This is a genomic window from Caenimonas soli, from assembly GCF_013155545.1.
In the GTDB taxonomy this organism is placed as follows: domain Bacteria; phylum Pseudomonadota; class Gammaproteobacteria; order Burkholderiales; family Burkholderiaceae_C; genus Ramlibacter; species Ramlibacter soli.
Map to the genome: position 1 here is coordinate 1 of NZ_JABJVV010000009.1, position 23,630 is coordinate 23,630.

Genomic DNA, 23,630 nt, shown 5'->3' on the forward strand with positions numbered 1-23,630 from the left:
TGATGACCACGTCGGCCTGGGCCACCCGCTTGGCGACCTCGGCCTTTTGGCGGTCCAGCCAGCTTTGCGGCATGGGCCGGGCGTAGCCGCCCACGCCTTCGGCGGCTTCCTTTTCTTCCTGGGTCTCGTAGGGCACGTCGATGAACTTGGCGCCCAAGGATTCGACCTGCTCTTTGACCGAAGGACGCACGTCCGAGGCCTCGATCACGGCGCCCAGGCGCTTGGCGGTGGCGATGGCCTGCAGGCCGGCCACGCCCACGCCCAGGATCACCACGCGGGCGGCTTTCACCGTGCCGGCGGCCGTCATCAGCATCGGAAAGAAGCGCTGGTAGAGGTTGGAGGCGATCATCACGGCCTTGTAGCCGGCGATGTTGGCCTGCGAGGACAGCACGTCCATGCTCTGGGCGCGGGTGGTGCGCGGGGCCGCCTCCAGCGCGAAGCCGGTCAGGCCGGCCCCGGCCAGGCGCTGCAGGCCCTCGGCGTCGAAGGGATTGAGCATGCCCACCACGGTGGTGGCCGGCTTCATCAGCGCGACTTCGCCGTCCGCGGCATTGCGCACTTTGAGCACCAGCTCGCAGCCGAAGGCGCCGGCCGCGTCGGTGATCTCGCAGCCGGCCGCCTGGAAGGCCTCGTCGGTGATGCTGGCCGAAAGGCCCGCGCCCGACTGGACCCGCAAGGTGTGGCCCTGCGCCTTCAATTTCTTGGCCGTCTCGGGGGTGACGGCAACACGGGTTTCACCCGCCGTGGTTTCGGCGGGAACGCCAATCAACATCCAGGCTCTCCTCGAAATGAAAACGGCGCTTTGCTCAAGCTCTTCTCCTTTATCGGTTGACTTTCCATCATTGCGGCGGTAGTCTATCATAACACCGTTAAGTTGATGTTCCCATGCCTATCTCTACAGCCACCCCGCCGGAAATCCCACCATCCAACGGACGTGGAGGATCGAGGCTGAGACAAAGCGAGGTTCGGCGCATCAAGGCCCGGGACGGTTCCTGGCTCTTGCGCTGGCCGGAGCACGACGGCATGCTCGAGCCAGGAGAAGCGGCTGCCGACGCCCCGGTCACGCGCCAAGTTGCGAACGTGGTCGACTGGTTGCCAGTCTGGGCCGCGACCCATCCAGATCGGATTTTCCTGGCTGAGCGCGAGCGCGGCGGGGAATGGAAGACGGTGACATACAGCCAGGCGTGGCGGAACGTCCAACAGATTGGCACGGCACTGCTGGGATACAAAGGCCCGGAAACCCGGCCCGTCGTCGCGATTCTCACCGGCAATTCCGTCCGCCAGGCCCTGCTCACCTTTGCCGCGATGTATGTCGGGATGGCTATCGCCCCGGTCTCGCCCGCCTATGGAGTGAGCAAGGAGTTCGGGCGCCTGAAGACGGTGCTCGACGCACTGCGCCCGCAGATGTTCTATTGCGAAGACGCCGGCCCCTACACCTTGGCGCTCCAGGCCCTGCGGATACCGTTGGCCTCGTGCTATAGCGCCAGTGATATCGACCGCTGGTGCAACGAAGATGCGCCCCTGAATCCGGCGGCGCTGGCGGCCGCGCACCAGGAGGCGCGCGGCGACCGGTTGGCCAAGGTGATGTTCACCTCCGGATCGACCGGCCTGCCCAAGGGCGTGCCCATGACCCACGCCATGCTGGCAAGCGCCCAGGCCACTTCGGCATCTAACCTGGTGGACATCCCGCGAGAGCCTCAGACCTACCTGGAATGGCTGCCTTGGCATCACGTCATGGGCGGCAACATCAACCTGCACCGCCTGCTGCGCTTCGGCGGCAGCGCTTGGCTGGACGCCGGAAAACCCGTGCCGGGCCGCTTCGATCAAACACTCAAGAATCTGCGGGAGATCGCGCCCACGTTCTATTTCAATGTCCCGCTGGGGTATTCGATGCTGCTGCCCGCGCTCGAGCAGGACGCGGAGCTGGCCGCAAAGTTCTTCAGCCGCCTCGAGTATCTTTCGTACGGCGGCGCGCAAATCGGCGCAGATGTCGCCGAGCGGCTGGACAGGCTTGCGCTTCGCTACACCGGTAACCGTATCCCTATCACCTCTGGATATGGCGCCACCGAAACAAGCGGACCCGGCCTCAGCACCGGGCCCGGCATGCCCAGTGCCGGCGCCTTGGGCTTGCCCGCCCCCGGCGTGGCCGCCAAGCTGGTACCTGCTGAAGATCGTTACGAACTACGGCTGGCAGGTGAGAGCGTGCGCGGCGTCTACCTCGATGCGGGCGCTTCGTGCGCCTCGGCGGTCGACGAAGAGGGGTTCTATTGCACAGGCGACGCAGTTAGCTGGGTCGACGAAACCGATCCGTTGAAGGGGCTGGCATTCGCCGGCCGGATCTCGGAAGACTTCAAGCTGACATCCGGAACCTGGGTGAACGTCGGAGCCCTGAGGCTGCGCCTGATCGCTGCGCTCGCTCCGCTGGTGAGCGACGCCGCTATCGCAGGACATGGCCGCGACTGCGTGGCTGCATTGCTCTTCATGAATGAGTCGGCCTGCAGAGCCGCCTTCCCCGACGCCGCGGCCTTACCGCGCGAAGCATTGACAAAACACCTGCCGCTGGTCGCACGGATCGGCCACCTGCTGACCCAGCTGAACAGCGGTGCGAAGGGGTCGAGCCATTGCGTTCAACGCGCCTCTTTCCTGGCGGATTCCCCCAGTCCAGAGCACTTCGAGATCACTGACAAGGGCTACCTGAACCAGCGGCGCGTGCTGGAACGGCGGGCATCGGCGGTCGAGCTGCTGTACGCCGAACCGGCCGGGCGCGACATTGCGGCAAGTGCCCGAGATATCGTCTTGACGTCTCCATCTTAACAGCGTATAGTTTCTCAAATGAATGCAACGGCAAACACCGCGAACCGCTATCTGGCAGACCTGCAGGTCGGTGAACGATGGGTCAATTCGCCCATCGCCATTTCCGAGCAGGACATCATTGAATTCGGGCAGGCGTACGACCCGCAACCCATGCACACCGACAAGGCGCTGGCAGCAGACGGACCCTTCGGTGGCCTGATTGCCAGTGGGTGGCACATCGCCGCACTGGCGATGAGATTGAGCGTCCAGTCGCGCAGCTTTGGCGGCACACCCATCGTCGGCGCGGGCGTCGACGAGTTGCGTTGGCTTCATCCGGTCCGCCCCGGGGACGTGCTGACACTCGAGCGGACCATCACCGAAATTATTCCGCCACCCAAGCCGAAGGGACGCGGCACGGTCAAGACGTTGATGACTATGCGCAACCAGGACGGCAAGACGGTGTTGCAGATGACGGCGCTGGGCAAGATCCCGGTGCGCCCCGACTGAAGGGACCCGCCATGCACAGTCATCCCATCCTCGTCACCGGCGCTGCCGGCAGGGTAGGCTCGATCGGACCGGCCGTCACCGAAATGCTGCTGCGCCGCGGGCTCAAGGTCCGCGCCATGGTGCGCAAGGAAGACGAACGGTCGCAGCGCCTCAAGGACCTCGGCGCGCAAATCGTGGTCGGCGACCTGCTCGACCTTCATGCCATGCACCAGGCGATCGAAGGCTGCCGGCGCATCTACTTCGCCATGTCGGTGGGGCCGACCTACCTGGAAGCCACCGCGAACGCGGCGGCTGTCGCCCGCCATCACGAGGTGGAGGCGTTCGTCAACATGTCGCAGATGACCGTCTCGCAGATGAGTATCACCAGCACCACGCCCAGCCCCCAGCACAAGCACCACTGGCTCGCCGAGCAGATGCTCGCCTGGAGTGGGCTTCCGGTTGTCAATCTGCGCCCTACTGCTTTCATGGACGTTTTCTTCCTGCGTTTCGCCGTTCCCGGCGTGCGCAACGAGGACAAGCTGATGCTGCCCTTCGGTCCCGGCAAGACCTCCCCCATCGCGGCTTGGGACGTCGCCCGTGTAGTGACCGAGATACTGGCCGAACCGGCGCCGCATATAGGCAGGGCCTACGACCTGACCGGCCCCCGCTCCGAGGCCCTGGACGAAGTGGCAGCGCAGTACTCCCGCGCGCTGGGCAGGGAGATCAAGTATGTGGACGTGCCGCCGGAACCCTGGGAGCAGAAGCTTGCCGCCGGTGCTTCGTCGCCACACCTGGCGGCGCACCTGATCGCGATGGCCGGCCTGCATCGCCAGAACCGATACGACCGGTACACCGACCTGGTCGAGCGCCTGACCGGCTCACCGCCCATGTCCGTCGAAGAATTCGTCAGCCGCCACGCGTCTGATTTTTGTGTTGCCACCCCCTAGCCGATTACGGAGTCTGAAAATGTTGAAAGATGGATTGCTCAAGGGAAAGCGAATTCTCGTAACCGGGGGCGGATCTGGCCTCGGCCGCGAAATGGCTCTGAAATACGCCGAGCTCGGCGCCGATCTCTACATCTGCGGGCGCCGGAAGGACGTCGTCGAGGCTACCGCTCGCGAAATTTCCGAGAAGCACGGCGTTCGCGTCCGGGCGGATGTGCTCGATATCCGCAACGCCGATCACGTGGACAGCTACATCCAGTCGATCTGGGACGACGGCGGCCCGCTGGACGGGCTCATGAACAATGCCGCGGGAAACTTCATCAGCCGCACCGAAGACCTGTCGCACAGGGGCTTCGACGCGATCGCCAATACGGTCATGCACGGCACGTTCTACGTGACCCACAGCGTCGGCCGCCGCTGGGTCGCCGAAGCCCAGCGCATCCGCAAGGAAGGCGGGCAGCCGCCCACGCGCAGCGTGGTTTCCATCCTGGTCACCTGGGTGTTCAATGGCGGGCCCTTCGTCGTGCCTTCCGCGATGGCCAAGTCCGCGATCGCCAACATGACTAAGTCCCTCGCTGTCGAATGGGGTCGCTGGGGAATCCGCCTGAACGCCATCGCGCCGGGCGAGTTTCCCACCGAAGGCATGAACGCACGCCTGTCGCCCGGACAAAAGACCACCGGGCGAGAGGAAGCCAATCCGATGCAGCGCGTCGGCCGCATGCCGGAATTGCAGAACCTCTCTGCCTTCCTGATCGCCGAGGGTGCGGACTGGCTGACGGGCCAGATTCTCACGATCGACGGCGGGAATTCGCTGGCCACCGGCGGCAACTTCTACAACTACCGTTCGTACGGCGACGAGGACTGGACGCGTGTGCGCGACTCGATTCGCGCCCAGGACGCCAAAGACAAGGCGCAGCGCGCCTCATGACTGGCACAGCGCCGCGGCGCAGCACCACGCCGCGGCGCAGCACCACGCCGCGGCAGTTGCACCTGCTGCTCTCGGCGACGAACTTTGCACAAGGCCTGGGCGCCTTCAGCGTGATCGGCATCGTCGCGACCGTCTCGCAAGGGATGTCAGTCCCCCTGCACGAGGCTGGCCTGCTGGTATCGCTCTATGCGATCGTTTACGCAATCTCCTCGCCCTTGCTGGTGTCCGGGCTGGGGGCGCTGGATCGCAGGCATGTGCTGATCGCGGGCCTCAGCCTCCTGACCGCGGGCGCGGGCCTCGCTGCTATCGCACCGAGCTTTTCCATCCTGCTGCTCGCGCGAGCCCTGATGGCTGTCGGTGGCGGGCTCATCACGCCGGTGGCTGCGGCGATTGGCGTCGCCACCTCGGCGCCCGCGGAGCGCGGACGGGTCCTGGCGACGGTGTTCGCCGGCCTGGCGTTGGCGCAGGCGCTTGGCGTTCCCGCCGGCGCATGGCTGGGCGGCATCCTGTCGTGGCGGGCCACATTCGGGTTTGTGTTTCTTATCTCCGCGATCACACTGCTGGGCGCACTCGTTCTGGTGCCCTCCAACATCCGCGTCGAGACGGCGAGCCTGTCCGTGCTCGGCAGGGTGCTTCGCCAGCCGCGGTCGATGCTCGCGGTGAGCTTCATCGTGCTGTTCATCGGTTGCAACTTCACCCTGCTCACCTACCTGGCGCCGTTTCTCGCCGGTCGCTTCCATCTGAGCAGCAGTGAGGTCGCCGGCGTGCTGATGATCTATGGCGCCGCCGCCGTGGTGGGCAATGCCACCGGCGGCGCCTTGACGGACCGGCTCGGTGCGGCGCGGACACTGGTCTTGCTGTGCGCGGTGATGATCTGCGTGCTGCCGGTCCTGACGCTCACCGACCTGCCCCTCCTCGCAACGCTGCCGCTGCTGATCCTGTGGAGCCTGTTCGGCTGGTCGGTGCATGTCCCGCAGCAAGCCCGTTTGGCGCAACTCGACCCGCAGCGCGCCTCCGTCCTGCTGTCGCTGCACTCGGCGGGTATCTACGTGGGATCGTCACTGGGCGCCAGCCTGGCAGGACAGGTACTCAAAATTTCGGACCCTCACTGGCTGGGCCCCGCCGGCGCCGCGCTCGCCGTGCTGAGCCTGGCTTCGCTGGGCTTCGTGGCCTGGATGCAGCGCGCGCCAGGCGCGAATCTCGGCGCTCAGCGCTCCTGACGCAGGGAACGCAGGCCGGAAAACACGACGTCGAGCGTGCGGTTGATCAGCTGGTCGCGGTTGGTCTTGGCGGCCCCCAGCGGGTTGATGCGATGCTCGATGAGCAGCGTGGCTACGCCGTGCATGCTCATCCAGGCGATTCGCGCGGCCTCGTCGGGACTCAAGCCGCCGCCAGCGCCGCCGATCTCGGCGAAGTATTCGGCCGCCGCCCGCGACAGGATCTGATACGAGTGGCTTGCCGCTTCGTTCAGCTCCGCATGCAATTCGGGAGTCTTGAACTGTGGGGCGAACATCAGGTGAAAAAGCGCCGGGTACATCGTCGCGAAGATCACATACGAGGACAGCAGCATCCGGAACCGCTGCTCCGCGTTCATCTGGGGCTTGAGGCGGGAGAACCGGAATTCCGTCAGGTCGCGAAAGCCGCTGGCGGCGATCGCCGCGAGCAAGCCTTCCTTGTTGCCGAAATGGTGCTTGGGCGCCACTTGCGACACGCCGACCTCGGCCGCGATCTGCCGCAGGCTCAGATCCGCGAGGCTCACCTTCTCGAGCATCGCCTTTCCGCAACGCACGAGCTCCTCCCGCAGGTTGCCGTGGTGGTAGCGAGGCGGCTCAGCCTGCGCCGCTGGCCGGGCCGCATGGACGCGCTTGGGCCGCTTCACCACCTTGGCCGCAGCTGCTGACTCAGTCGATAAACGGGGCATGCAGGGTCTTTCTGTCGCTTTGCTTGTTGAGCAATTTTAACCAGTGGTGGGTCTTTTTCCCAACTATTTGCAGTTTGTATTAACGGTGTTAATATTGCTTCATGACCACACCCGTACATTACCAAGTGACCGATGGTGTCGCTGTCCTGACCATCGACAACGGACCCGTGAACAGCATCTCCGCGGCGGTCCGCGCCGGCATTGCCGCAGGCATCGAACGCGCGGTCGCCGACCCCGGCGTGTCGGCGGTGGTGCTGACAGGAGCGCGCGATGTCTTCTGTGGCGGCGCTGAAGTCCGCGAGTTCAACACCCCGCTGCAACGACAGTCACCGACACTGCCGGAGCTCAACCAGCTTCAAGACAAATGTCCCAAGCCGATGGTCGCGGCGATCGCCGGCTTTGCCTTTGGCGGGGGGCTGGAACTTGCAATGGCCTGTCACTGGCGGATCGGGCTGCGGGGTGCGACGCTGGGATTGCCGGAGGTCAAACTCGGCCTGATGCCGGGGTCCGGCGGGACGCAGCGTTTGCCGCGCCTGGTGCCGATGGAGGTCGCGGTCGAGATGATGACCACCGGCAAGCCCATGGACGCGGATGCGGCGTGGACCCACGGGCTCGTCAGTGAGCTCGTCGACGACGACCTTTTCGGGCGGGCCATTGCGCTGGCGAAGAGCATGGTGGAGGCGCCGAATGGATTGCGCAAGGTCAGCGCGCTGCCGGTTCGCTCAGCCCCCGGGACGACAGAGTTGCTCGAGGTCACGAAGCGAAAGTTCAGCGGGCCGCGGGGGTCGCGCGGCGCACTCGACGTAGTGGCTTGCTGCGAGGCCGCGATGCGGCTGCCGTTCGACCAGGGCTTGGCATTCGAACGGGAGCGATTCCTGCAACTGCTCGCCGGCCCCGAGTTCAAGGCATTGAGCCACGCATTTTTTGCGGAACGGGAAAGCCGCAAGGTACCGGGCCTGACCACGGCCGGCAGGCCCTTGAACGAAAGTGCCGTGATCGGCGCCGGCACCATGGGAAGCGGCATCGCCATGTGCCTCGCCAACGCCGGCCTGCCCGTCACCCTGATCGACACCGACGCCGGTTCACTCGAACGCGGCATGGGCGCCGTTCGCAAGTACTACGACGCCGAGTTCACCAAAGGGCGGCTGACGCAGGCCGAGCTGGAGGCCCGGCTGGCGCTCGTGAAGCCCACCACCGACATCGCGGCCGTGGCGACGGCGGACCTCATCATCGAGGCGGCGTTCGAACGCATGGACGTGAAGCAGGACATCTTCCGCAAGCTCGACGCCCTGGCCAAGCCGGGCACCCTGCTGGCCACGAACACCTCCACGCTGGACGTCGACCGCATCGCCGAAGTCACGTCCAGGCCGCAAGATGTCATCGGCCTGCACTTTTTCTCACCGGCACAGGTGATGCGCCTGCTCGAAGTCGTGCGCTGCAAACGCACGGCCGACGACGTGCTGAGCACGTCGATGCAATTGGGGCGACGCCTGGGCAAGGTCGCCGTGGTCTCCGGCGTGTGCGACGGCTTCATCGGCAACCGCATGCTGCAGAAATACCTGCAGCAGGCCCTGTTCCTGCTCGACGAAGGCTGCACGCCGCAACAGGTGGACGAAGCCATGGAAGCCTGGGGAATGGCGATGGGACCATTCGCCGTGGGCGACCTGGCCGGGCTGGACATCGGCTGGTCCGTCCGCAAGCGGCGGCGGGAGGAAGGATCGACGATGGTCTACTCCGCGATTGCGGACAAGATCTGCGAGGCCGGGCGCCTGGGCCAGAAGACGGGCAAGGGCTGGTACCGCTATGAGGCGGGAAGCCGCAAGCGGCTGCACGATCCCGAAGTGGATCGGCTTCTGGCGGAGCACCGTGCTGCCATCGGCGTCCCACAAAGGGCTATCTCGTCCGCCGAAATCGTCGAACGCCTGACTTTTGCGCTGGCCAACGAGGGCGCGGCGATTCTGGAGGCGGGCATCGCACTGCGCGCCTCGGACATCGACATCGTCTGGATCACGGGCTACGGCTTCCCCGCCTCCAAAGGCGGGCCGCAGTTCAATGCCGATGCCGTCGGGCTGCCGCGGGTGGTGGAGCGCATGGAGGGTTTCGGTCGCGGCTACCAGGGCGGACAATGGTCCATCTCCCCCTACCTGCGCCGGTTGGCGGCGCAGCCATAACGCCTGGAAGTGCCGCTGCTATGTCGCATCAAGAGAATCAATCCCTGCCGCTTAGCGGCGTCAGGATCATCGATCTGAGCACCATCGTCCTGGGGCCATTGGCCAGCCTGACCCTCGCGGGCCTGGGTGCCGAAGTCATCAAGATCGAAGCGCCCGAGGGTGACAACGTGCGCAATGCCGGTGTCATGAAGCACGAGGACATGGGCCATGTGTTCCTGCACGGCAACCGCGGCAAGAAGAGCGTGGTGCTCGACCTCAAGCAGCCCTCGGCGCGGGAAGCGTTGCTGCAGCTGGTGCGCGAGGCCGACGTATTCATCTGCAATGTGCGCCCCGCGGCCATGAAGCGGCTGGGACTGGGCGCCGAAGAGCTGGCGGCCGTGAATGATCGGCTGATTCAGGTGACCGCCTCCGGCTACGGCTCCCGAGGACCCTATGCGGACAAGCCCGCCTACGACGACCTTATTCAGGGCGCGACGGGCGTGCCTTGGTTGATGCAGAAACACACCGGCGGCGAGCCACTCTACGCGCCGCTGTCCCTCGCCGATCGGGTGACCGGCCTGCACGTGGTCTATGCGGTTTCGGCGGCTCTGTATGCCCGCGAGCGCAGCGGCAAGGGAATGCAGGTCGAGGTGCCCATGTTCGAAAGCGTCGCCCATTTCGTGCTGGCGGATCACCTTGCGGGCGAGACCTACCAGCCCGCGCTGGGGCCGGCCGGGTACGACCGCTTGATCTCCCAGAACCGCCGGCCCTATCCCACCGCGGACGGCTACCTGTGCGTCCTGATCTACAACGACAAGCAGTGGCGGCGCTTTCTGGAGGCCATCGGGCAACCGGAGCTTTTCCGGGACCCGAGGTTCTCCAGCCAGTCCAGCAGATCCCGCCACATCCACGAGGTCTATGGTTTTGTCGGCGAGGTCATGAAGACACGCAGTACGCGGGAATGGGTGGAACTGCTGGAGAAGCTGGACATTCCGAACCAGATACCGAGTTCACTGGACGATCTGATTGCCGATCCGCATCTGCGCGCCACCGGCCTGATCGGTGAGGAACAGCACCCCAGCGAGGGCCGCGTGCGCACGCTCGGTTCGCCTACCTCGTGGTCGCAAGCCGCACCGGCACAGCTTCTGCCTGCGCCGCGGCTGGGGGAGCACAGCGTGGAAGAGCTCAAGCGCGCCGGCGTCGCCCAGCGCCAGATCGAAGAGATGCTGGCGACCGGCGCAACGCGCCAGGCTTAGGGCGCTACGCCTGAGCTGACCGGTAGAGGGCGTCGATGGCGGAAGCCCTGCGTTCGCCCACGGCGCGCGCGTTGATGCTGCCTTTGTCGGTCAGTTCATAGGCCTCGGCCGACAAGGGAACGCTCTCCAGGCCGATGCGCTCGACCCGCATCGAAGCCCCGGTCACATCGCGATTCAAGCTCGCCAGCCGCTTGGCCAGCGTGTCCCGCAGCGCGGCATTCGACGCCAGCGAAGAATCATCGACCGGACCATCCAGGCCAAGCGCCAGTCGGCACGCGTCCGCGTCGGCCCAGGCCAGCGCAACGACACATTCCTTGCCCTCGCCGAAGATGACCACTTCCCGCAGTAGGGGCGCGCAGGCAGTGAGCACAGCTTGACGCAATGCCGCCGTCCTGACCCAGGTGCCGTTGGCCAGCTTGAAGTCCTCGGAGAAACGGCCCGCGAAGAGCAGCCCCTCGGAGGGTCTGGCGGGATCGACGAAACGCACCGCGTCGCCCAGCTTGTAGAAGTCTTCGTCGTCGCGCTCCGGTGAAACGCTTTCATTGCCCAGGTAGCGGCGGAATATGTTCGGGCCGCGGGCGCGCAACTCGAAGCGTCCCGGCAGGTTCTGGTCGGGAATGAGCTTGAGCTCGCAGCCGGGCAATGGCAGCCCGATGCAGGCGCTGTTCTTCGACTCCCAGGTGCGCATCATCACGGCCGCCGTGGTTTCCGTCGACCCGTAGGCCGTGCCGATGACGAAGCGCCTTCCCACCGTGCGCTCGGCCACGGCCTGGAGCCGATCGTGCATCTCCTGGGGCAGGCTGGCGCCGGCGAAATACGCGAACTCGAGATTTTCCAGAAAGTGCCTGGCGAAGCTTTCGTCGCGCTCCAGTTCGGCTGCAAGCATCGCGTAGCCGGTCGGGACGTTGAAATAATAGGAAGGCCCGATCTCCCGCAGGTTGGCCAGGGTTTGGGCGAAGCGGCCCGGCACAGGCCGCCCGTCATCGATATAGAGCGTGCCGCCGAAGCGCAGCAGCCGGCCCAGCACGACATTGCCGCCCATCACGTGGTGCCAGGGCAACCAGTCGACCTGGACCATGGGTCGCTCGGGCCGGTCGAGCACGATCTGCGCAGTCGTTTCCAGGGCGGCCATCAACATGGCATGCGTGATGACGACGGCTTTCGGCATCCCCGTCGAGCCGGAGGTGAACATGTATTTGGCGGGCAAGTCGCCCTGGATCGCGGCTTGTGCGCCATCCACTTCCGCGCTGGCGTCGCATTCCGCCCACTCGGCAAAACGCGCCGCCCCTTCCGGCACATTGTCCACTGCCAGCTGGTGGCTGGCAGACACTCCCGCCACCGCCAGCGCCCTGGCAAAGCGTTTGCCATCCTGCGCGAACACCACGCCCGGTTTGACAAGTTCCACGATTGCCGCAAGCCGGCCCAGCGATCCGTTCGCCAGCGAATAGGCGGGTGACACGGGCGCGACGGGGACGCCCGCATAGTGCGCCGCCCAGGTGAGAAGCGCCTGCTCGATCGAATTCTCCGACAGCACCATCAGCGGCCGCTGCTGAGTGGCGCCCGCGCGCAGCAGAGCCGTGGCGAGGCTGCGGACCTGCGACAGGGCCGTCGCGTAGTCGATCGTCTGCCACTTCCCGGCGGGATCGCGCTGCGCCAGCACGGTCTGCCCCGGCCTTTCGCGCGCCCAGCGCTGCAGCCAGGCCATCAGCGTCGCGGGCCGGTCGGCCAGCGGGAGCATGGACCGCATCAGCAGGGTGCCGTCCTTCTTCCTGTCGACTTTCAAGGTAGGGGTGGCGAAGCGCACCGGTGAACTCGTGGTCAGCATGGCAAATCCTTTTTCCTTCACGACGCACTCTAACTTGACAGCGTTAAGTTGGCAAGCTATTCTGGCATTTTTACGGTTCAAACAGGAGACCTGCATATGCGCACGAGCGGCACCCACCTCTTCCCGGCCATGGATCGCGTGATCTTCGGCAAACCGGCGGCCAAGGCCGTGGCCGCCGAAGCCGAACGGCTCGGCGCCAAGCGCGTCTTCCTCGTGGTCAGCCGCACGCTCAACACGAAAACCCAGGAGATCGCCAAGCTGCGCGCGGCGCTGGGCGATCGTGTCGCGGGTGTCTTCGACGGCATCCCGCAACACACCTCGCGCGAGGTGGTGGCGCAGGCCACCAAGGCCGCGCTCGAAGTGAAGGCGGACCTGCTGGTTGCCGTCGGCGGCGGTTCGGTGGTTGACGCTGGAAAGATCATGACCCTGTGCATGGAACACGGCATCACCGATCCTGGGCTGGAAGGGCTGGACCCGTTCGAAACCAAGCCCGGCCCGGACGGTCGCCCCGTACGCCCGGAATTTCGCGGGCCGTCGGTGCGGATGATCGTCGTCCCCAGTACGCTGTCGGGCGGCGAATACAACGCCGGCTGCCTGGTCACCGACACGCGCCGCAAGCTCAAGCAGACGTTTTTCCACCGCGAGATGATGCCCCTGGCGATCGTGCTCGATCCCGAGCTGGGCCTGCTCGCGCCCGAGACGCTATGGATCGGTTCCGGAACGCGGGCGATGGACCATGCCATCGAGGCGCTTTGCTCCAAAGCCGGCAATCCGCTGGTGGACGCCGTGGTGCTCGAAGGGATCCGCCGCATGGCTTTGGCCCTGCCGCGCAGCAAGTCGAACCCGCAAGACGTCGAAGTGCGGCGTGAATGCCAGATCGCGTCCTGGCTGTGCTCCTACGGCCTGCAATCGCGCGTGCCGATGGGCGCCAGCCATGCCGTCGGCCACGTCCTGGGCGGCTCGTGCGATGTGCCGCATTACCTGTGCACGCCGGCCATGATGCCCGGCGTACTGAAATTCAACGAGCCTGAAACCGCCGAAGCACAGCGGGCGATAGCGATTGCCTTGGGAAGGCCCGGCATGTCCGGCTCGGACGCATTCCGCGATTTCGTCAAGTCGCTCGGCCTGCCGACCCGGCTCGCGGACGTTGGCGTCGGCCCGGACCAGTTCGAACTGATCAGCCGCAACGCGATGACCGAGTTTTTCATCTTCAGCAATCCGCGCTCCATCCGTACGCCCGCCGACGTGATGGAACTCCTCAAGCTTGGCGCCTGAGAAGCAAGACGGCACAAACCTCACCGAGACAAATGATGAACGAACCCATTTCCAGAATCCGCAGGGCGATGCTGGGGGCCGTGCCCGCCGCCCTATTCGGCGCGCCCGCTTTCGCCCAGGCCTTTCCGTCCAAGCCGATCACCCTGGTCTGCCCCTTTACCGCCGGCGGAACGGCGGACGTCCAGCTGCGCGTTCTGGCAGCGGCCGCCGGCAAGGAACTCGGCGTACCCGTCGTCGTGGAGACGCGCGCCGGCGCCGCCGGAACGCTGGGACCGGCCAGCATCGTCTCAGCCGCCCCGGATGGCTATACCTTGTCGATGGCCACGGGCATCGCCCTGCTGCGGCAGCCGTTTATCGTCCCCACCCGATACGACCCGGCCAAGGACTTCACCTACATCCTGGGGGTGACCCGATTCGAGTTGGGTCTGGCGGTGAGAGCGGATGCCCCATGGCGCAATCTCGCGGAGTTCGTTGCGGATGCGAAGAAAAACCCGGGCAAGTTCGCTTACGGGACCGCAGGCGCGGCCACCGGCCAACACACGGCGATGCTCAGGTTGTGCGATGCAGCGGGGATAGCTTGCACGCACATCCCGTACAAGGGATCGGGCGATGTGTTCAACGCGCTGGCCGGCGGTCACGTCCAGGCGATATCTGAAACCTCCGGGTGGGCGCCGTTCGTGGACAGCGGAAAGTTCAGGCTGCTGGCGGTGTATAGCGAATCCCGGCTCAAGCGCTGGCCGAGTGCGCCCACTGCGAAAGAACAGGGGTATGACGTTACCGACTCCGTGCCCTGGGGCATCGTCGGCCCGGCGGGCATGAGCGCGGCGCTCACCAAGACGCTCCACGATGCCTTCCACAAGTCGCTTTCCGACGCCGCATTCGTCAAGACGTTGGCGCTGGTTGGCCAGGAGCCCTGGGACGCCGATTCGACCGCCTACCGCAACTACATGGTGTCGCGCATTCCCGTCGAACGGGATCTGGTGGCAAAGTATCGCCTCAAGGAGCGCTAGGCATGAGCGGCAACAAAGAGCCTGATCAGAAACCGGTCCTGGTGACGGGCGCCGCGGGCGACGTCGGCGGCATCGGCCGCACGCTCACGCAGCTGTTGTGCGAGCGCGGGCTGCGCGTCCGGGCCCTGGTGCGCCGCGAAGATGAACGCGCGGAGGCCCTGCGCGCCATGGGCGCCGAAGTCGTCCAAGGTGATTTGACGGATCTGGAAGCCATGCACCGGGCCGTCGAGGGATGCGACCATGTGTATTTCGGCATGTCGGTTTCGCCGCAGTACCTGGAGGCCACCGTCAACATGGCCGCCGTGGCGCTTCACCATCGGGTGAAGGCGTTCGTCAACATGTCGCAGATGACGGTGACCCAGATGGACATCCGGAGCACGACGCCCAGCCCGCAGCACAAGCAGCACTGGCTGGCGGAACAGGCGCTGGCCTGGAGCGGCCTGCCGGTGGTCAACGTCCGGCCGACGGTGTTCATGGAGGGATTTTTCCTGCGCTTTGCCGCGTCCGGCATCAAGCGCAACGGCGAGCTCGCCCTGCCCATGGGTTGCGGCAAGACCTCTCCCATCTCGGCTTTCGACGTGGCACGCACGGTGGCGGCGATCATGAGCGACCCGGTCGCGCACATCGGCCGCATCTACAACCTGACCGGCCCCCAGTGCGAAGACCTCGAGTTTTATGCGAAGGAGTTCGCCGCCGTTCTGGGGCGCCCCATCGTCTACCGGGACATCGACCCGGAATCGTGGAAAAACAAGCTGATCAAATATGAGCTGCCACGCCATCTGATCGATCACGTGACGGCCATGGCGCAACTCAACCGCGAGGGTCGCTACGAGCGCCTGACGGACGACGTTGAACGGTTGACGGGCACGCCGGCCATGAGCCTGAGAAGCTTTGCGCAGGCCCACGCCGAGAGTTTCGGCGGCGTGAGCAAAGAGTAAGCCCGGGCTATTGGCACTACCTGCCGAGCCGCCTCAGCAGGGTCTCGGCGACCTGTGCGTTGATCTCATGGCCGACAGACGGCAGCACATCGACCGTGATGTTGCCGCCCAGGCCGCGCAGCCGTTCCGCGGTCTGCACGCTCAGCCGGTAGTCCATGACCGGATCGGCCTCGCCGTGCACAAGGTGCAGGGTGGTTGCCGCCGGCGCAGCATCCGGAAGGGTCGCGAAACGGCCGGCGATGCCCACGACACGCCCCGCCAGCCCAGGCTCGTCCTTGGTGGATTCCAGCGCCATGATCGCGCCTTGGGAAAATCCGATGAGCGTTGTGTCCTGCGGCTGGACGCCGGTCTCTTTCTGCCAGCGACGCACGGCGTCCCGGAAGGCGGGCATCGCCTCGGCAACCCGCGCCGGCCGATTGGCTTCGGTGATACCACGGACCGAAAACCACTGGAACCCGGAACCAAGGTCCGACCGGTGCGCACCGGGAATGCTGACCACGTACGCGTCCGGAAACTCAAGGGCCACCCGCTGACCCAACGGCTGCAGGTCGCGCGGCTGCGCGCCGACGCCGTGGAACAGCAGCATCAACTGGGAGGCACGCACTTTCGGTGCCTGGATGACGATGGCGTCGGTCATGCGGTTGCTCCCACCGGCGCCTCGACCAGCCCCAGGTCGATCCCGCCGCCAAGGACGTACGACTCCATCGAGAGCATGCCGTAACGCGTGCCGCCCGCCAGCGTGGTCGCCGGCAATAGCGAGCCCGCTGCGCCAGCGGCGACCAGCAGCGGCAGGAAATGCTCCGCCGTCGGGTGGGCGCGCGCAGCATGCGGCGCGAGCTGCAGCGTCTGCGCCAGTCGCTGCGCGTCGCCCTGGGTCACCGCGTCGCGGATCCAGGCGACAAACTCGGTGACATATCGCTCTTCGTCCTTTGCGCCACCGCGGAACTCGTAAAGGTTGTGCGTGAGGCTGCCCGAGCCGACGATCAGCACGCCCTCGTCTTTCAACGGTGCCAGGGCCGCGCCGAAGGCCAGCGCCCCGGCGCCATCGAGCTGGTGCGGCAAGGACACCTGGAACACCGGCACATCCGCCTTCGGGTAGAGAAAACTCAGCGGCACCCAGGCACCATGGTCCAGCCCGCGCTGGCTGTTTTCCTCGGCGGCCCATCCGGCAGCGCCCAACACCGCCACGGCTTTGCGCGCCAGTTCGGGATGGCCGGATGCCGGGTAGCTGATGTCATACAGCGCGTCATCGAAGCCGCCGAAATCGTGGATGGTTTCCGGCTTCACCGTGACGGCCACTTGCGGCTGGCGAGTGATCCAGTGCGGCGACACCACCAGCACCGCGGCGGGCTTGGGCAAAGCGCGGCCGAGCGCGCTCAGCTGCGCGCCGGCTAAGCCGGGCTCGAGCGCATAGGTCGGCGCGCCATGCGAAACGAACAGTGTGGGTTTCATGGCGTCAGCGTGTTTGGTTTGCATTTCCATGATGATGATTCCTGAGTTGATAGGAGACTGTATTGGCCCCACCCGGAAAGATAAACATGGCAAGATAAGACTGACTGTTCCGGGAAACGAGACAAATGGATAAATTCCAGGAGATGCGCAATTTTGCCGCCGTGGCCGACGCCGGCAGCTTCGTGGGCGCCGCCGACGCCCTGGGCGTGTCCAAAGCCGCCGTGTCCCGCTACGTGGGCGAGCTCGAATCGCGCCTGGGTGTGCGCCTGCTGCACCGGACCACCCGCAAGCTGTCGCTGAGCGAAGAAGGTGAAGTGTTCTACGTGCGCTGCAAGACTCTGCTGGCCGAGCTGGACGAGGCCGAGGCGGAAATCACATCACGCAGCGGCGAGGCCAGCGGCGGGTTGAAGATCAATGCGCCGGTCACCTTCGGCGTGTTGCACCTGGCGTCCCTTTGGGGACAGTTCCGCGAGCGTCATCCCAAGGTCTCGCTCGACGTGACATTGGCGGACCGGGTCGTGGACCTGGTCGAGGAAGGCTACGACCTGGCGGTGCGCATCGCCCGGATGGCCGACTCCAGCCTCATCACGCGCAAGCTGTCGACGACTCGCGTGGTGCTGTGCGCTTCGCCCGAATACCTCAAGCGCGCGGGGTGGCCGGAGCATCCGTCCGAGCTGGCGGATCATGCGGTGCTTGCCTACAGCTACTGGTCCGGCGGCGACGACTGGCCATTCGAAGGACCGGACGGCGCCGTGAGCGTGAAAGTCCATCCGGCGATCCGCACCAACAGCGGCGACACCTGCCGGGCCGGCGCCCTGCAGCATCAGGGCATCATCCTGCAACCGACCTTCCTGGTCGGCAACGACTTGGCGACCGGCGCATTGGTGGAACTGATGCCCGAGTACCGTTCGCTCGAATTGGGCATCTACGCCGTGTACCCGAGCCGCAAGCATGTGTCGCCGAAGGTGCGGCTGCTGATCGATTTTCTGGTGGAGTCGTTCAAGGCGCCGCGCTGGCCGACTTGATTTTTCAGGCTTGCAGTAGCGTGCCGCGTTCTGCCATCGGGTCCGCAATTCCAGCCACACGCAGGGTCCGCCAGAACGTTGCGAGGTTGCTGGAAATGACGGGCTTTCCCCAGCGGGCTTCGAGCAGCGGGACGATCCGCAGGGTCGGCAGGTCCGTGCACGAAATGATCATTCCATCGGCGTCGTCCCGCCACGCAGCCAGACAGTGTTCCAGCACCTGCTCCTCAGGGACTCTCGCAATGTTGACGTACTCGTGAGGCCCCCCTGCGCCTATGCCGAGCCCGCGGATGTCGAGCACCTTGATGCCGTACGCGCCCAGGTAATCCACTTCGTGGCGGTTCAGCGCGTCGTGATAGGGCGTGGCAACGGCAACGCGCTTCATGCCCAGCGCGCGCGCCGCGTGGACCAGGGCCGGCGCGGTGGCGACGCACGGGCACTTGGCGATCGCCTGCATGGCGTCGGTGAGGCTGTCCAGCGGCGACACCATCGATCCTGCCGTGCAGCCGTAAGCGATCGCGTCGGGCCCCGCCGCGGCGAGGTCGTTCACCGCTTTGCCGATGTCGGCCATCAGGGCCTGCTTGCCCTCGGCCGAGGTGGTGTCCGTGTGCAGCTTCATGCGGGTGACATGCAGTGTCACGCCCGCCAGTTCACGCAGCAGGATTTGCCACTCCGCTTCGTTCACCGTGTTGGTCGGCGGGACGATCAGCCCTAGCTTCGCGCGCTGACCATAGGTGGAATGGGGCCGCCCCATGGCTTCAGTGTTTCGCCAGTAGCGAAAGCAGCTCGTCCCGCTTGAGCACGTCGGCGTACTTTTGCCGCATGTCGAACAGGTTCGCCTCGTGCGGCTCCAGTGCGCGGTCGCCCACGCAATCCTCGACCACCACGGTGCGGAAGTTGGACTGCATCGAATCGACCACGGTTGCCCGCACGCATCCGCTGGTGGTGCAGCCGACGATCACGGCCGTGTCCACGTCGCGCAGCCGGAGCCACTGCGCGAGGCCGGTGGCAAAGAACGCGGAGGCCGAGGTCTTGCGCAGCACCAGCTCGCCCGCGACGGGCCGCAGCTGCGGCACGATCTGCGAGATGGCCGCGGTCTCGGTGAGCCGGGCGAGGCTGGGCACCTTCATGCAGAACACGTTGGCATCCGAGCCGTCGTCAGCGAAGACGACACGCGTGTGCGCGACAGGCAGCCGTGCCGCCCGGAACGCAGCCAGCAACGGAACCGTGGCCTGTACGGCTTGCTCGATGTGCGGCCCGCCGAATTCGTCGACATCCACAAAACCATTCACGAAGTCGACCAGCACCAGCCCGCAACGTCGCCCGATGCCCGACGCATTGCCAAAGTTCTGCCTGCGGTACACGTCTTCACGATTCATGACTGTTCTTTCTCTGCGTGTTCGCGGTCGAATTCCTGGACCCAATCGAAACCGATGGCCTTGGAGAATGCATCGAAGTCATACAGCGGCTGCTGGATTCCCGCGCTCGATCGCTGCTGTTTGAGCGTGCCATAGACGGACTCCATCGCCGCAGCGGCGCCAAGGAAAGCGGTGGCCGGGAAAATGGCCAGACCAAAGCCCAGGCGTGCGAGTTCGTCGGCCGAAAGGATCGGTGTCCGCCCGCCCTCTACCATGTTGGCCACGAGCGGCAAGTCGAAGGCGGCGCCTATTTTTTCCATCTCCTCGATCGACTCCGGACTCTCGATGAAGAGCAGGTCGGCGCCGGCGCGGGCGTAAAGCTCGGCCCGGCGCATCGCCTCGTCGACGCCCAGCGTCGTGCGCGCATCGGTCCGCGCGATGATCAGGAAGTTGGGGTCGTTGCGGGTTTCCACGGCCACCCGGATCTTTGCCGCCATGTCGGCAGCGGGCACGACGCGGCGGCCGGGCACGTGCCCGCATTTCTTGGGAAACTCCTGGTCTTCCAGCTGGATCGCAGAGGCGCCCGCCGCCTCGTAGCCGCGCACGGTATGCATGACATTCAGCAGCCCGCCGTATCCCGTGTCGCCGTCGCAGATCATGGGCGTGCTGGTGATTCGCGTGAACTGCGAGACGCGGTTCTGCATGTCGGTGTAACTCGCTATGCCCGCATCGGGCATTCCCAGGTAGGAAGCCACCGTGCCGTAGCCGGTCATGTACAGGGCTTCGAAGCCCATGCGGTCGGCGATTCGCGCCGAGATCATTTCAAACACACCCGGCGCGACGACGAGCCGCCCCTTGCGGATCGACTGCCTCAGCTTCGCGCGCCGCTGTTCGCCGGTTTGCGTCGTGAAGCCGCTTGAAAGATCGGGTTCGTTGGAAGTCATGGAATGGTGTGCCGGAAAGAGTCTTCAACTGTACACAATTGGGCCATCGTGAGCAACTTGTTCGGCCCTCGTCTCCAATGTAACCAGAGAGTGCATTTGGAGTTGTCCGTACCCATTTGAATACAATGAGCCTTTCACCACGGAGACCAAGAAATGGACCTTCAACTCAAGGGCAAGCACGTCCTCATCACCGGTGGCAGCAAGGGCATCGGACTCGCCTGCGCGCGGATTTTCCTGGACGAAGGCGCCAGGGTCAGCCTGGTTGCGCGAAACGAGGCCACGTTGCGCGATGGGGCTCGTTCGCTGGAGCAGGCGAGCTCCGGCAACGCCGGCCGGGTCGCCACTTTCCCCGCCGACTTGCAGGATGCCAAGGCCGCGCTTGCCGCATTGGATGCCGCTGAAGCGGCCGGGGGAGCGATCGATATCCTGGTGAACAGCGCCGGCGCTGCCGCCATGACGCCGCCCGATGATCTGGAAGCGCAGTCCTGGCACAACGCGATGAATGCCAAGTATTTCACCTACATCCATGTCATGAGCCCGCTGATCAAGCGAATGGGCCAGCGCGGCAAAGGCGCCATCGTCAACGTGATCGGGGCCGGCGGCAAGGTTGCGGGGCCGAGCCACCTGCCCGGTGGTGCGGCGAACGCCGCCCTCATGCTCGTCACGGCCGGGCTGGCCGCCGCGTACGGCCCCAAGGGCGTGCGCGTGAACGCCGTCAACCCGGGAATGACATTGACGGACCGGCTCAAGGTGGGCATCGCGGCCGGAGCCAAGATGTCCAACATATCCGAAGAAGAGGCGCTCAAGCGCGCCAATGAGCGTGTGCCACTGGGCCGTCTTGCCAAGCCGGAAGAAGTCGCCAATGCCGTGGCGTTCCTCGCCTCCGACAAGGCCAGCTACGTGACGGGCGCCATCCTGTCGATGGACGGGGCCGTCACACCCATGGTCGTCTAGGCGCCACGAATCGCCTCGATCTCCGCGGGCGAGTAACCGGCTTGCGCCAGTACTTCCTGGGTGTGCTCGCCCAGGGCCGGCGCGCCGGCAACTAGCCGGCCCGGCTCGGCCGCGAACTTGATGGGGATGCCCAGGACTGTCGATCGCGCGGCCGGGTTGTCGCCGGGCTTGAACTCGACACGCATCTCGCGGTGGGCCAGCTGCGGGCTTTGCAAGGCTTCGTGCAGATCCTTCACCGGCGCCCAGCAGACATCCAGCGGCGCAAGGAACTTCTCCCAGTACGCCAGCGGTTCGCGAGCGAAAGTCTGCGCCAGGAACTCCTTGACCGGCAGCTGGCCAGGCCCAGGCGGCAGCACGCACAACTCTGCCAGATCGGAGCGGCCCAGCGCGCCCAACAGGTTCCTGGCAAATTTGATCTCCGACCCGCCGAGCGTGATCGAGCGTCCGTCCGCGCACCGGTAGATGTTGTAGAAAGCGTTGCCGCCGAAGGAGCGCTCGTTGCGCGGAACCAGGGGCCGGTCCTCAGCGAACACCGGGCCAACGACGTTGACGAGCCAGCTCACCAGGCTGTCCTGCATCGAGATGTCGATGTAGTCGCCCACGCCGGTCGTGGCGCGGCGCAGGAGCGCCATCAGCACCCCGTTCATGGCCATCAGCGAGGCCGCCATGTCGGCGGCGGGCAGGCAGGGCATGACCGGCTGGCCGTCGGCGCCGAGGTTCAGGCTGAGCAGACCGCTCTCGGCCTCGATGCTGATGTCGTGGGCCGGACGCTTCGCGTAGGGCCCCGTCTGGCCGAAGGCCGCGATCGAGCAGTAGACGATACCGCGGTTGATCGCCTTGACCTGTGCGTAGCCGATACCGAGGCGGTCCACCACGCCGGGCCTGAAGGCCTCGACGATAACGTCCGCATCGCGCGCCAGCCGCATGAAGGCTTCAAGCGCGGCCGGCTGTTTCAGGTCGAGCACGACACTGCGCTTGCCACGGTGCGTGTTGCGAAACCACACGCTCTCGCCGTCCTGCACCGCGCCGATGTGGCGCGTCGGCTCGCCCGCGGGAGCTTCGATGCGGATGACGTCAGCGCCATGATCCGCCATCATCATCGTGAAGTGCGGTCCCGGCAGGAACTGCGACAGGTCGAGCACCTTGAGGCCTTCGAGCTTCATCCGATCACCTTCTTTTCTCGTAATTCGGCCAGCTCCGTTTCGGAGTAGCCCGCTTCCCGCAGCAGGTCGACGGTGTCGCCGCCCAACGGCGAGCAGACTTTCGCCGGCGGCCGCTCGCCATCGAGCTTGACCGGGCTGGCCACCAGCCTGAGCCCCGCTTCGGCGGGATGGGGCACCGTCTGGACCATGCCGACCGAGGCCACGTAGGGATTGTCCAGCGCATGCGGCAGGTCCAGCACGGGCGCCACAGGTAATTTGCCGGCCAGGCGCGTCATCCACTCCTGGGTGGACGCGGACTGGAATGCGGCGTCGAGCATCGCGCTCAGCGCCTCGCGATGTTCGCGGCGCGCCGCAGCCGTGAGGAAGTGCGGGTCCTGCAGCAGCTCCGACCGGCCGATGCCATGCGCCAGCGCTTCCCAGAATTTCTGCGTCATGCACATGACGAACATCCATCCGTCCTGCGACTTGACCAGCTGGCAAGGAACCGCGGACGGATGCGCCGAACGGGGCATGCGCTGGACGACATGGCCCGCATTCAGATACCAGGCGGCCGGATAAGTGAGCTGCGCCAGCGCGACGTCAAAAAGACTCACGTCCACGTCCGCGCCGCGGCCGGTGCGATGCGCGCCCAGCACAGCGGCCAACAGCGCCATCGCCGTGGTCATGCCGGTCATGTAGTCCACGATGCTCAGGCCCATGCGCGCGGGTGGTCCGTCGGGTTCGCCGGTGAGATGCAGGTACCCGACTTCGGCCTGCATCAGGTAGTCATAACCCGGCCAGCTGGCGCGCTCGTTGTCGCGGCCATACGCCGACAAGTGAACGCAGACCAGCGACTTGCGCACCGTTTTCAGGGACTCGTACGTCAGCCCCAGCCTGGCCGGCTGATCGCCGCGCAGGTTGTTCATCACCGCATCCGAGGTGGCGGCGAGCTTGCGAAACACGGCCTGGCCTTCGGCGCTCTTCAGGTCCAGGGCCAGGCTCTTCTTGTTGCGGTTGAAACTCTGGAAGAACTGGCTGTCGGGCGAGCCGCCGGCGCCTTCCAGGAAAAAAGGCCCGGTCGCCCGAGAAACGTCGCCACCTTCGCGCGGGTTCTCGATCTTGATCACCTCGGCGCCAAGGTCGGCCAGCATCATGGAACCGAAAGGTCCCGCGCCGTATTGCTCGGCGCTGAGTACGCGCACGCCCTGCAGCGGCAGTTGTTTGCTCATGGG

At 65.7% G+C, this 23,630-nt stretch carries 22 protein-coding genes; 12 read left to right on the plus strand and 10 right to left on the minus strand.

Annotated elements, in window-relative coordinates:
- On the minus strand, positions 1–772 hold a 772-nt coding region (locus tag HNE04_RS14915), incomplete at its 3' end, for a Rossmann-fold NAD(P)-binding domain-containing protein (protein WP_172220464.1).
- Positions 773–1,023: 251 nt separating this feature from the next.
- Here HNE04_RS14915 and HNE04_RS14920 point away from each other — a divergent pair.
- From HNE04_RS14920 to HNE04_RS14940, 5 genes are read left to right on the plus strand one after another with little or no spacing between them, the layout of a single operon-like run.
- Positions 1,024–2,814, plus strand: a complete 1,791-nt coding sequence (locus HNE04_RS14920) for an AMP-binding protein (protein ID WP_172220466.1) — start codon at positions 1,024–1,026, stop codon at positions 2,812–2,814.
- 18 nt (positions 2,815–2,832) lie between these two features.
- Positions 2,833–3,300, plus strand: a complete 468-nt coding sequence (locus tag HNE04_RS14925; RefSeq protein ID WP_172220468.1) for a MaoC family dehydratase — start codon at positions 2,833–2,835, stop codon at positions 3,298–3,300.
- An 11-nt stretch (positions 3,301–3,311) separates the two neighbouring features.
- Positions 3,312–4,226: an NAD(P)H-binding protein gene (locus tag HNE04_RS14930; protein ID WP_172220470.1), complete on the plus strand. Its 915-nt coding sequence runs from the start codon at positions 3,312–3,314 to the stop codon at positions 4,224–4,226.
- 19 nt (positions 4,227–4,245) lie between these two features.
- Complete coding sequence (locus HNE04_RS14935; protein WP_172220472.1) at positions 4,246–5,151, plus strand: SDR family oxidoreductase; 906 nt, start codon at positions 4,246–4,248, stop codon at positions 5,149–5,151.
- Positions 5,148–6,371 (plus strand): MFS transporter, encoded by a 1,224-nt coding sequence (locus HNE04_RS14940; RefSeq protein ID WP_172220474.1) that lies wholly within the window; start codon positions 5,148–5,150, stop codon positions 6,369–6,371. Before HNE04_RS14935 ends, HNE04_RS14940 begins: the two co-directional genes overlap by 4 nt.
- Here HNE04_RS14940 and HNE04_RS14945 read toward each other — a convergent pair.
- Positions 6,359–7,072: a TetR/AcrR family transcriptional regulator gene (locus tag HNE04_RS14945; protein WP_172220476.1), complete on the minus strand. Its 714-nt coding sequence runs from the start codon at positions 7,070–7,072 to the stop codon at positions 6,359–6,361. The genes HNE04_RS14940 and HNE04_RS14945 overlap by 13 nt on opposite strands.
- A 101-nt stretch (positions 7,073–7,173) precedes the next feature.
- Here HNE04_RS14945 and HNE04_RS14950 point away from each other — a divergent pair, with 101 nt between their 5' ends.
- Entirely contained in the window at positions 7,174–9,243 is a 2,070-nt protein-coding gene (locus HNE04_RS14950) for a 3-hydroxyacyl-CoA dehydrogenase NAD-binding domain-containing protein (RefSeq protein WP_172220478.1), read from the plus strand.
- 20 nt (positions 9,244–9,263) lie between these two features.
- Entirely contained in the window at positions 9,264–10,478 is a 1,215-nt protein-coding gene (locus tag HNE04_RS14955) for a CaiB/BaiF CoA transferase family protein (RefSeq protein WP_172220480.1), read from the plus strand.
- 4 nt (positions 10,479–10,482) lie between these two features.
- On the opposite strand, the gene HNE04_RS14960 is transcribed toward HNE04_RS14955, so the two are convergent.
- Entirely contained in the window at positions 10,483–12,303 is a 1,821-nt protein-coding gene (locus tag HNE04_RS14960; protein ID WP_172220482.1) for an AMP-binding protein, read from the minus strand.
- Between the two features lie 96 nt (positions 12,304–12,399).
- Here HNE04_RS14960 and HNE04_RS14965 point away from each other — a divergent pair, with 96 nt between their 5' ends.
- From HNE04_RS14965 to HNE04_RS14975, 3 genes are read left to right on the plus strand one after another with little or no spacing between them, the layout of a single operon-like run.
- Complete coding sequence (locus tag HNE04_RS14965; protein WP_172220485.1) at positions 12,400–13,578, plus strand: iron-containing alcohol dehydrogenase; 1,179 nt, start codon at positions 12,400–12,402, stop codon at positions 13,576–13,578.
- A gap of 32 nt (positions 13,579–13,610) precedes the next feature.
- Complete coding sequence (locus HNE04_RS14970) at positions 13,611–14,588, plus strand: Bug family tripartite tricarboxylate transporter substrate binding protein (RefSeq protein WP_172220488.1); 978 nt, start codon at positions 13,611–13,613, stop codon at positions 14,586–14,588.
- A gap of 2 nt (positions 14,589–14,590) precedes the next feature.
- On the plus strand, positions 14,591–15,526 hold the full coding sequence (locus tag HNE04_RS14975) for an SDR family NAD(P)-dependent oxidoreductase (protein WP_172220491.1): 936 nt from the start codon (positions 14,591–14,593) through the stop codon (positions 15,524–15,526).
- 16 nt (positions 15,527–15,542) lie between these two features.
- Here the strand turns inward: HNE04_RS14975 and ypfH are convergent, their stop codons facing one another.
- Positions 15,543–16,163 (minus strand): esterase, encoded by a 621-nt coding sequence (ypfH, locus tag HNE04_RS14980; protein WP_172220494.1) that lies wholly within the window; start codon positions 16,161–16,163, stop codon positions 15,543–15,545.
- Positions 16,160–16,978: a DODA-type extradiol aromatic ring-opening family dioxygenase gene (locus tag HNE04_RS14985; protein ID WP_172220497.1), complete on the minus strand. Its 819-nt coding sequence runs from the start codon at positions 16,976–16,978 to the stop codon at positions 16,160–16,162. Before HNE04_RS14985 ends, ypfH begins: the two co-directional genes overlap by 4 nt.
- Positions 16,979–17,103: 125 nt before the next feature.
- Between HNE04_RS14985 and HNE04_RS14990 the strand changes: the two genes are divergently transcribed.
- Positions 17,104–18,003: a LysR family transcriptional regulator gene (locus tag HNE04_RS14990; RefSeq protein WP_172220500.1), complete on the plus strand. Its 900-nt coding sequence runs from the start codon at positions 17,104–17,106 to the stop codon at positions 18,001–18,003.
- A 4-nt stretch (positions 18,004–18,007) separates the two neighbouring features.
- Here HNE04_RS14990 and HNE04_RS14995 read toward each other — a convergent pair whose 3' ends face one another.
- Genes HNE04_RS14995 through HNE04_RS15005 form a run of 3 tightly spaced genes read right to left on the minus strand, consistent with a single transcriptional unit; the run spans position 18,008 to position 20,302 of the window.
- Positions 18,008–18,754 (minus strand): maleate cis-trans isomerase family protein, encoded by a 747-nt coding sequence (locus HNE04_RS14995; protein WP_172220503.1) that lies wholly within the window; start codon positions 18,752–18,754, stop codon positions 18,008–18,010.
- 4 nt (positions 18,755–18,758) lie between these two features.
- A complete protein-coding gene (locus HNE04_RS15000; protein WP_172220506.1) occupies positions 18,759–19,379 on the minus strand; it encodes an isochorismatase family protein in 621 nt (206 codons plus the stop codon).
- Entirely contained in the window at positions 19,376–20,302 is a 927-nt protein-coding gene (locus HNE04_RS15005) for an isocitrate lyase/PEP mutase family protein (protein ID WP_172220509.1), read from the minus strand. Before HNE04_RS15005 ends, HNE04_RS15000 begins: the two co-directional genes overlap by 4 nt.
- A gap of 153 nt (positions 20,303–20,455) precedes the next feature.
- Here HNE04_RS15005 and HNE04_RS15010 point away from each other — a divergent pair, with 153 nt between their 5' ends.
- Positions 20,456–21,256, plus strand: a complete 801-nt coding sequence (locus HNE04_RS15010) for an SDR family oxidoreductase (protein ID WP_172220512.1) — start codon at positions 20,456–20,458, stop codon at positions 21,254–21,256.
- Here HNE04_RS15010 and HNE04_RS15015 read toward each other — a convergent pair.
- Both HNE04_RS15015 and HNE04_RS15020 read right to left on the minus strand, forming a co-directional pair.
- Complete coding sequence (locus HNE04_RS15015) at positions 21,253–22,419, minus strand: CaiB/BaiF CoA transferase family protein (RefSeq protein ID WP_172220515.1); 1,167 nt, start codon at positions 22,417–22,419, stop codon at positions 21,253–21,255. The two genes, HNE04_RS15010 and HNE04_RS15015, sit on opposite strands and share 4 nt — an antisense overlap.
- Positions 22,416–23,627: a CaiB/BaiF CoA transferase family protein gene (locus HNE04_RS15020; RefSeq protein ID WP_172220518.1), complete on the minus strand. Its 1,212-nt coding sequence runs from the start codon at positions 23,625–23,627 to the stop codon at positions 22,416–22,418. The genes HNE04_RS15015 and HNE04_RS15020 overlap by 4 nt, the downstream gene beginning before the upstream one ends.
- Positions 23,628–23,630 lie beyond the last annotated feature (3 nt).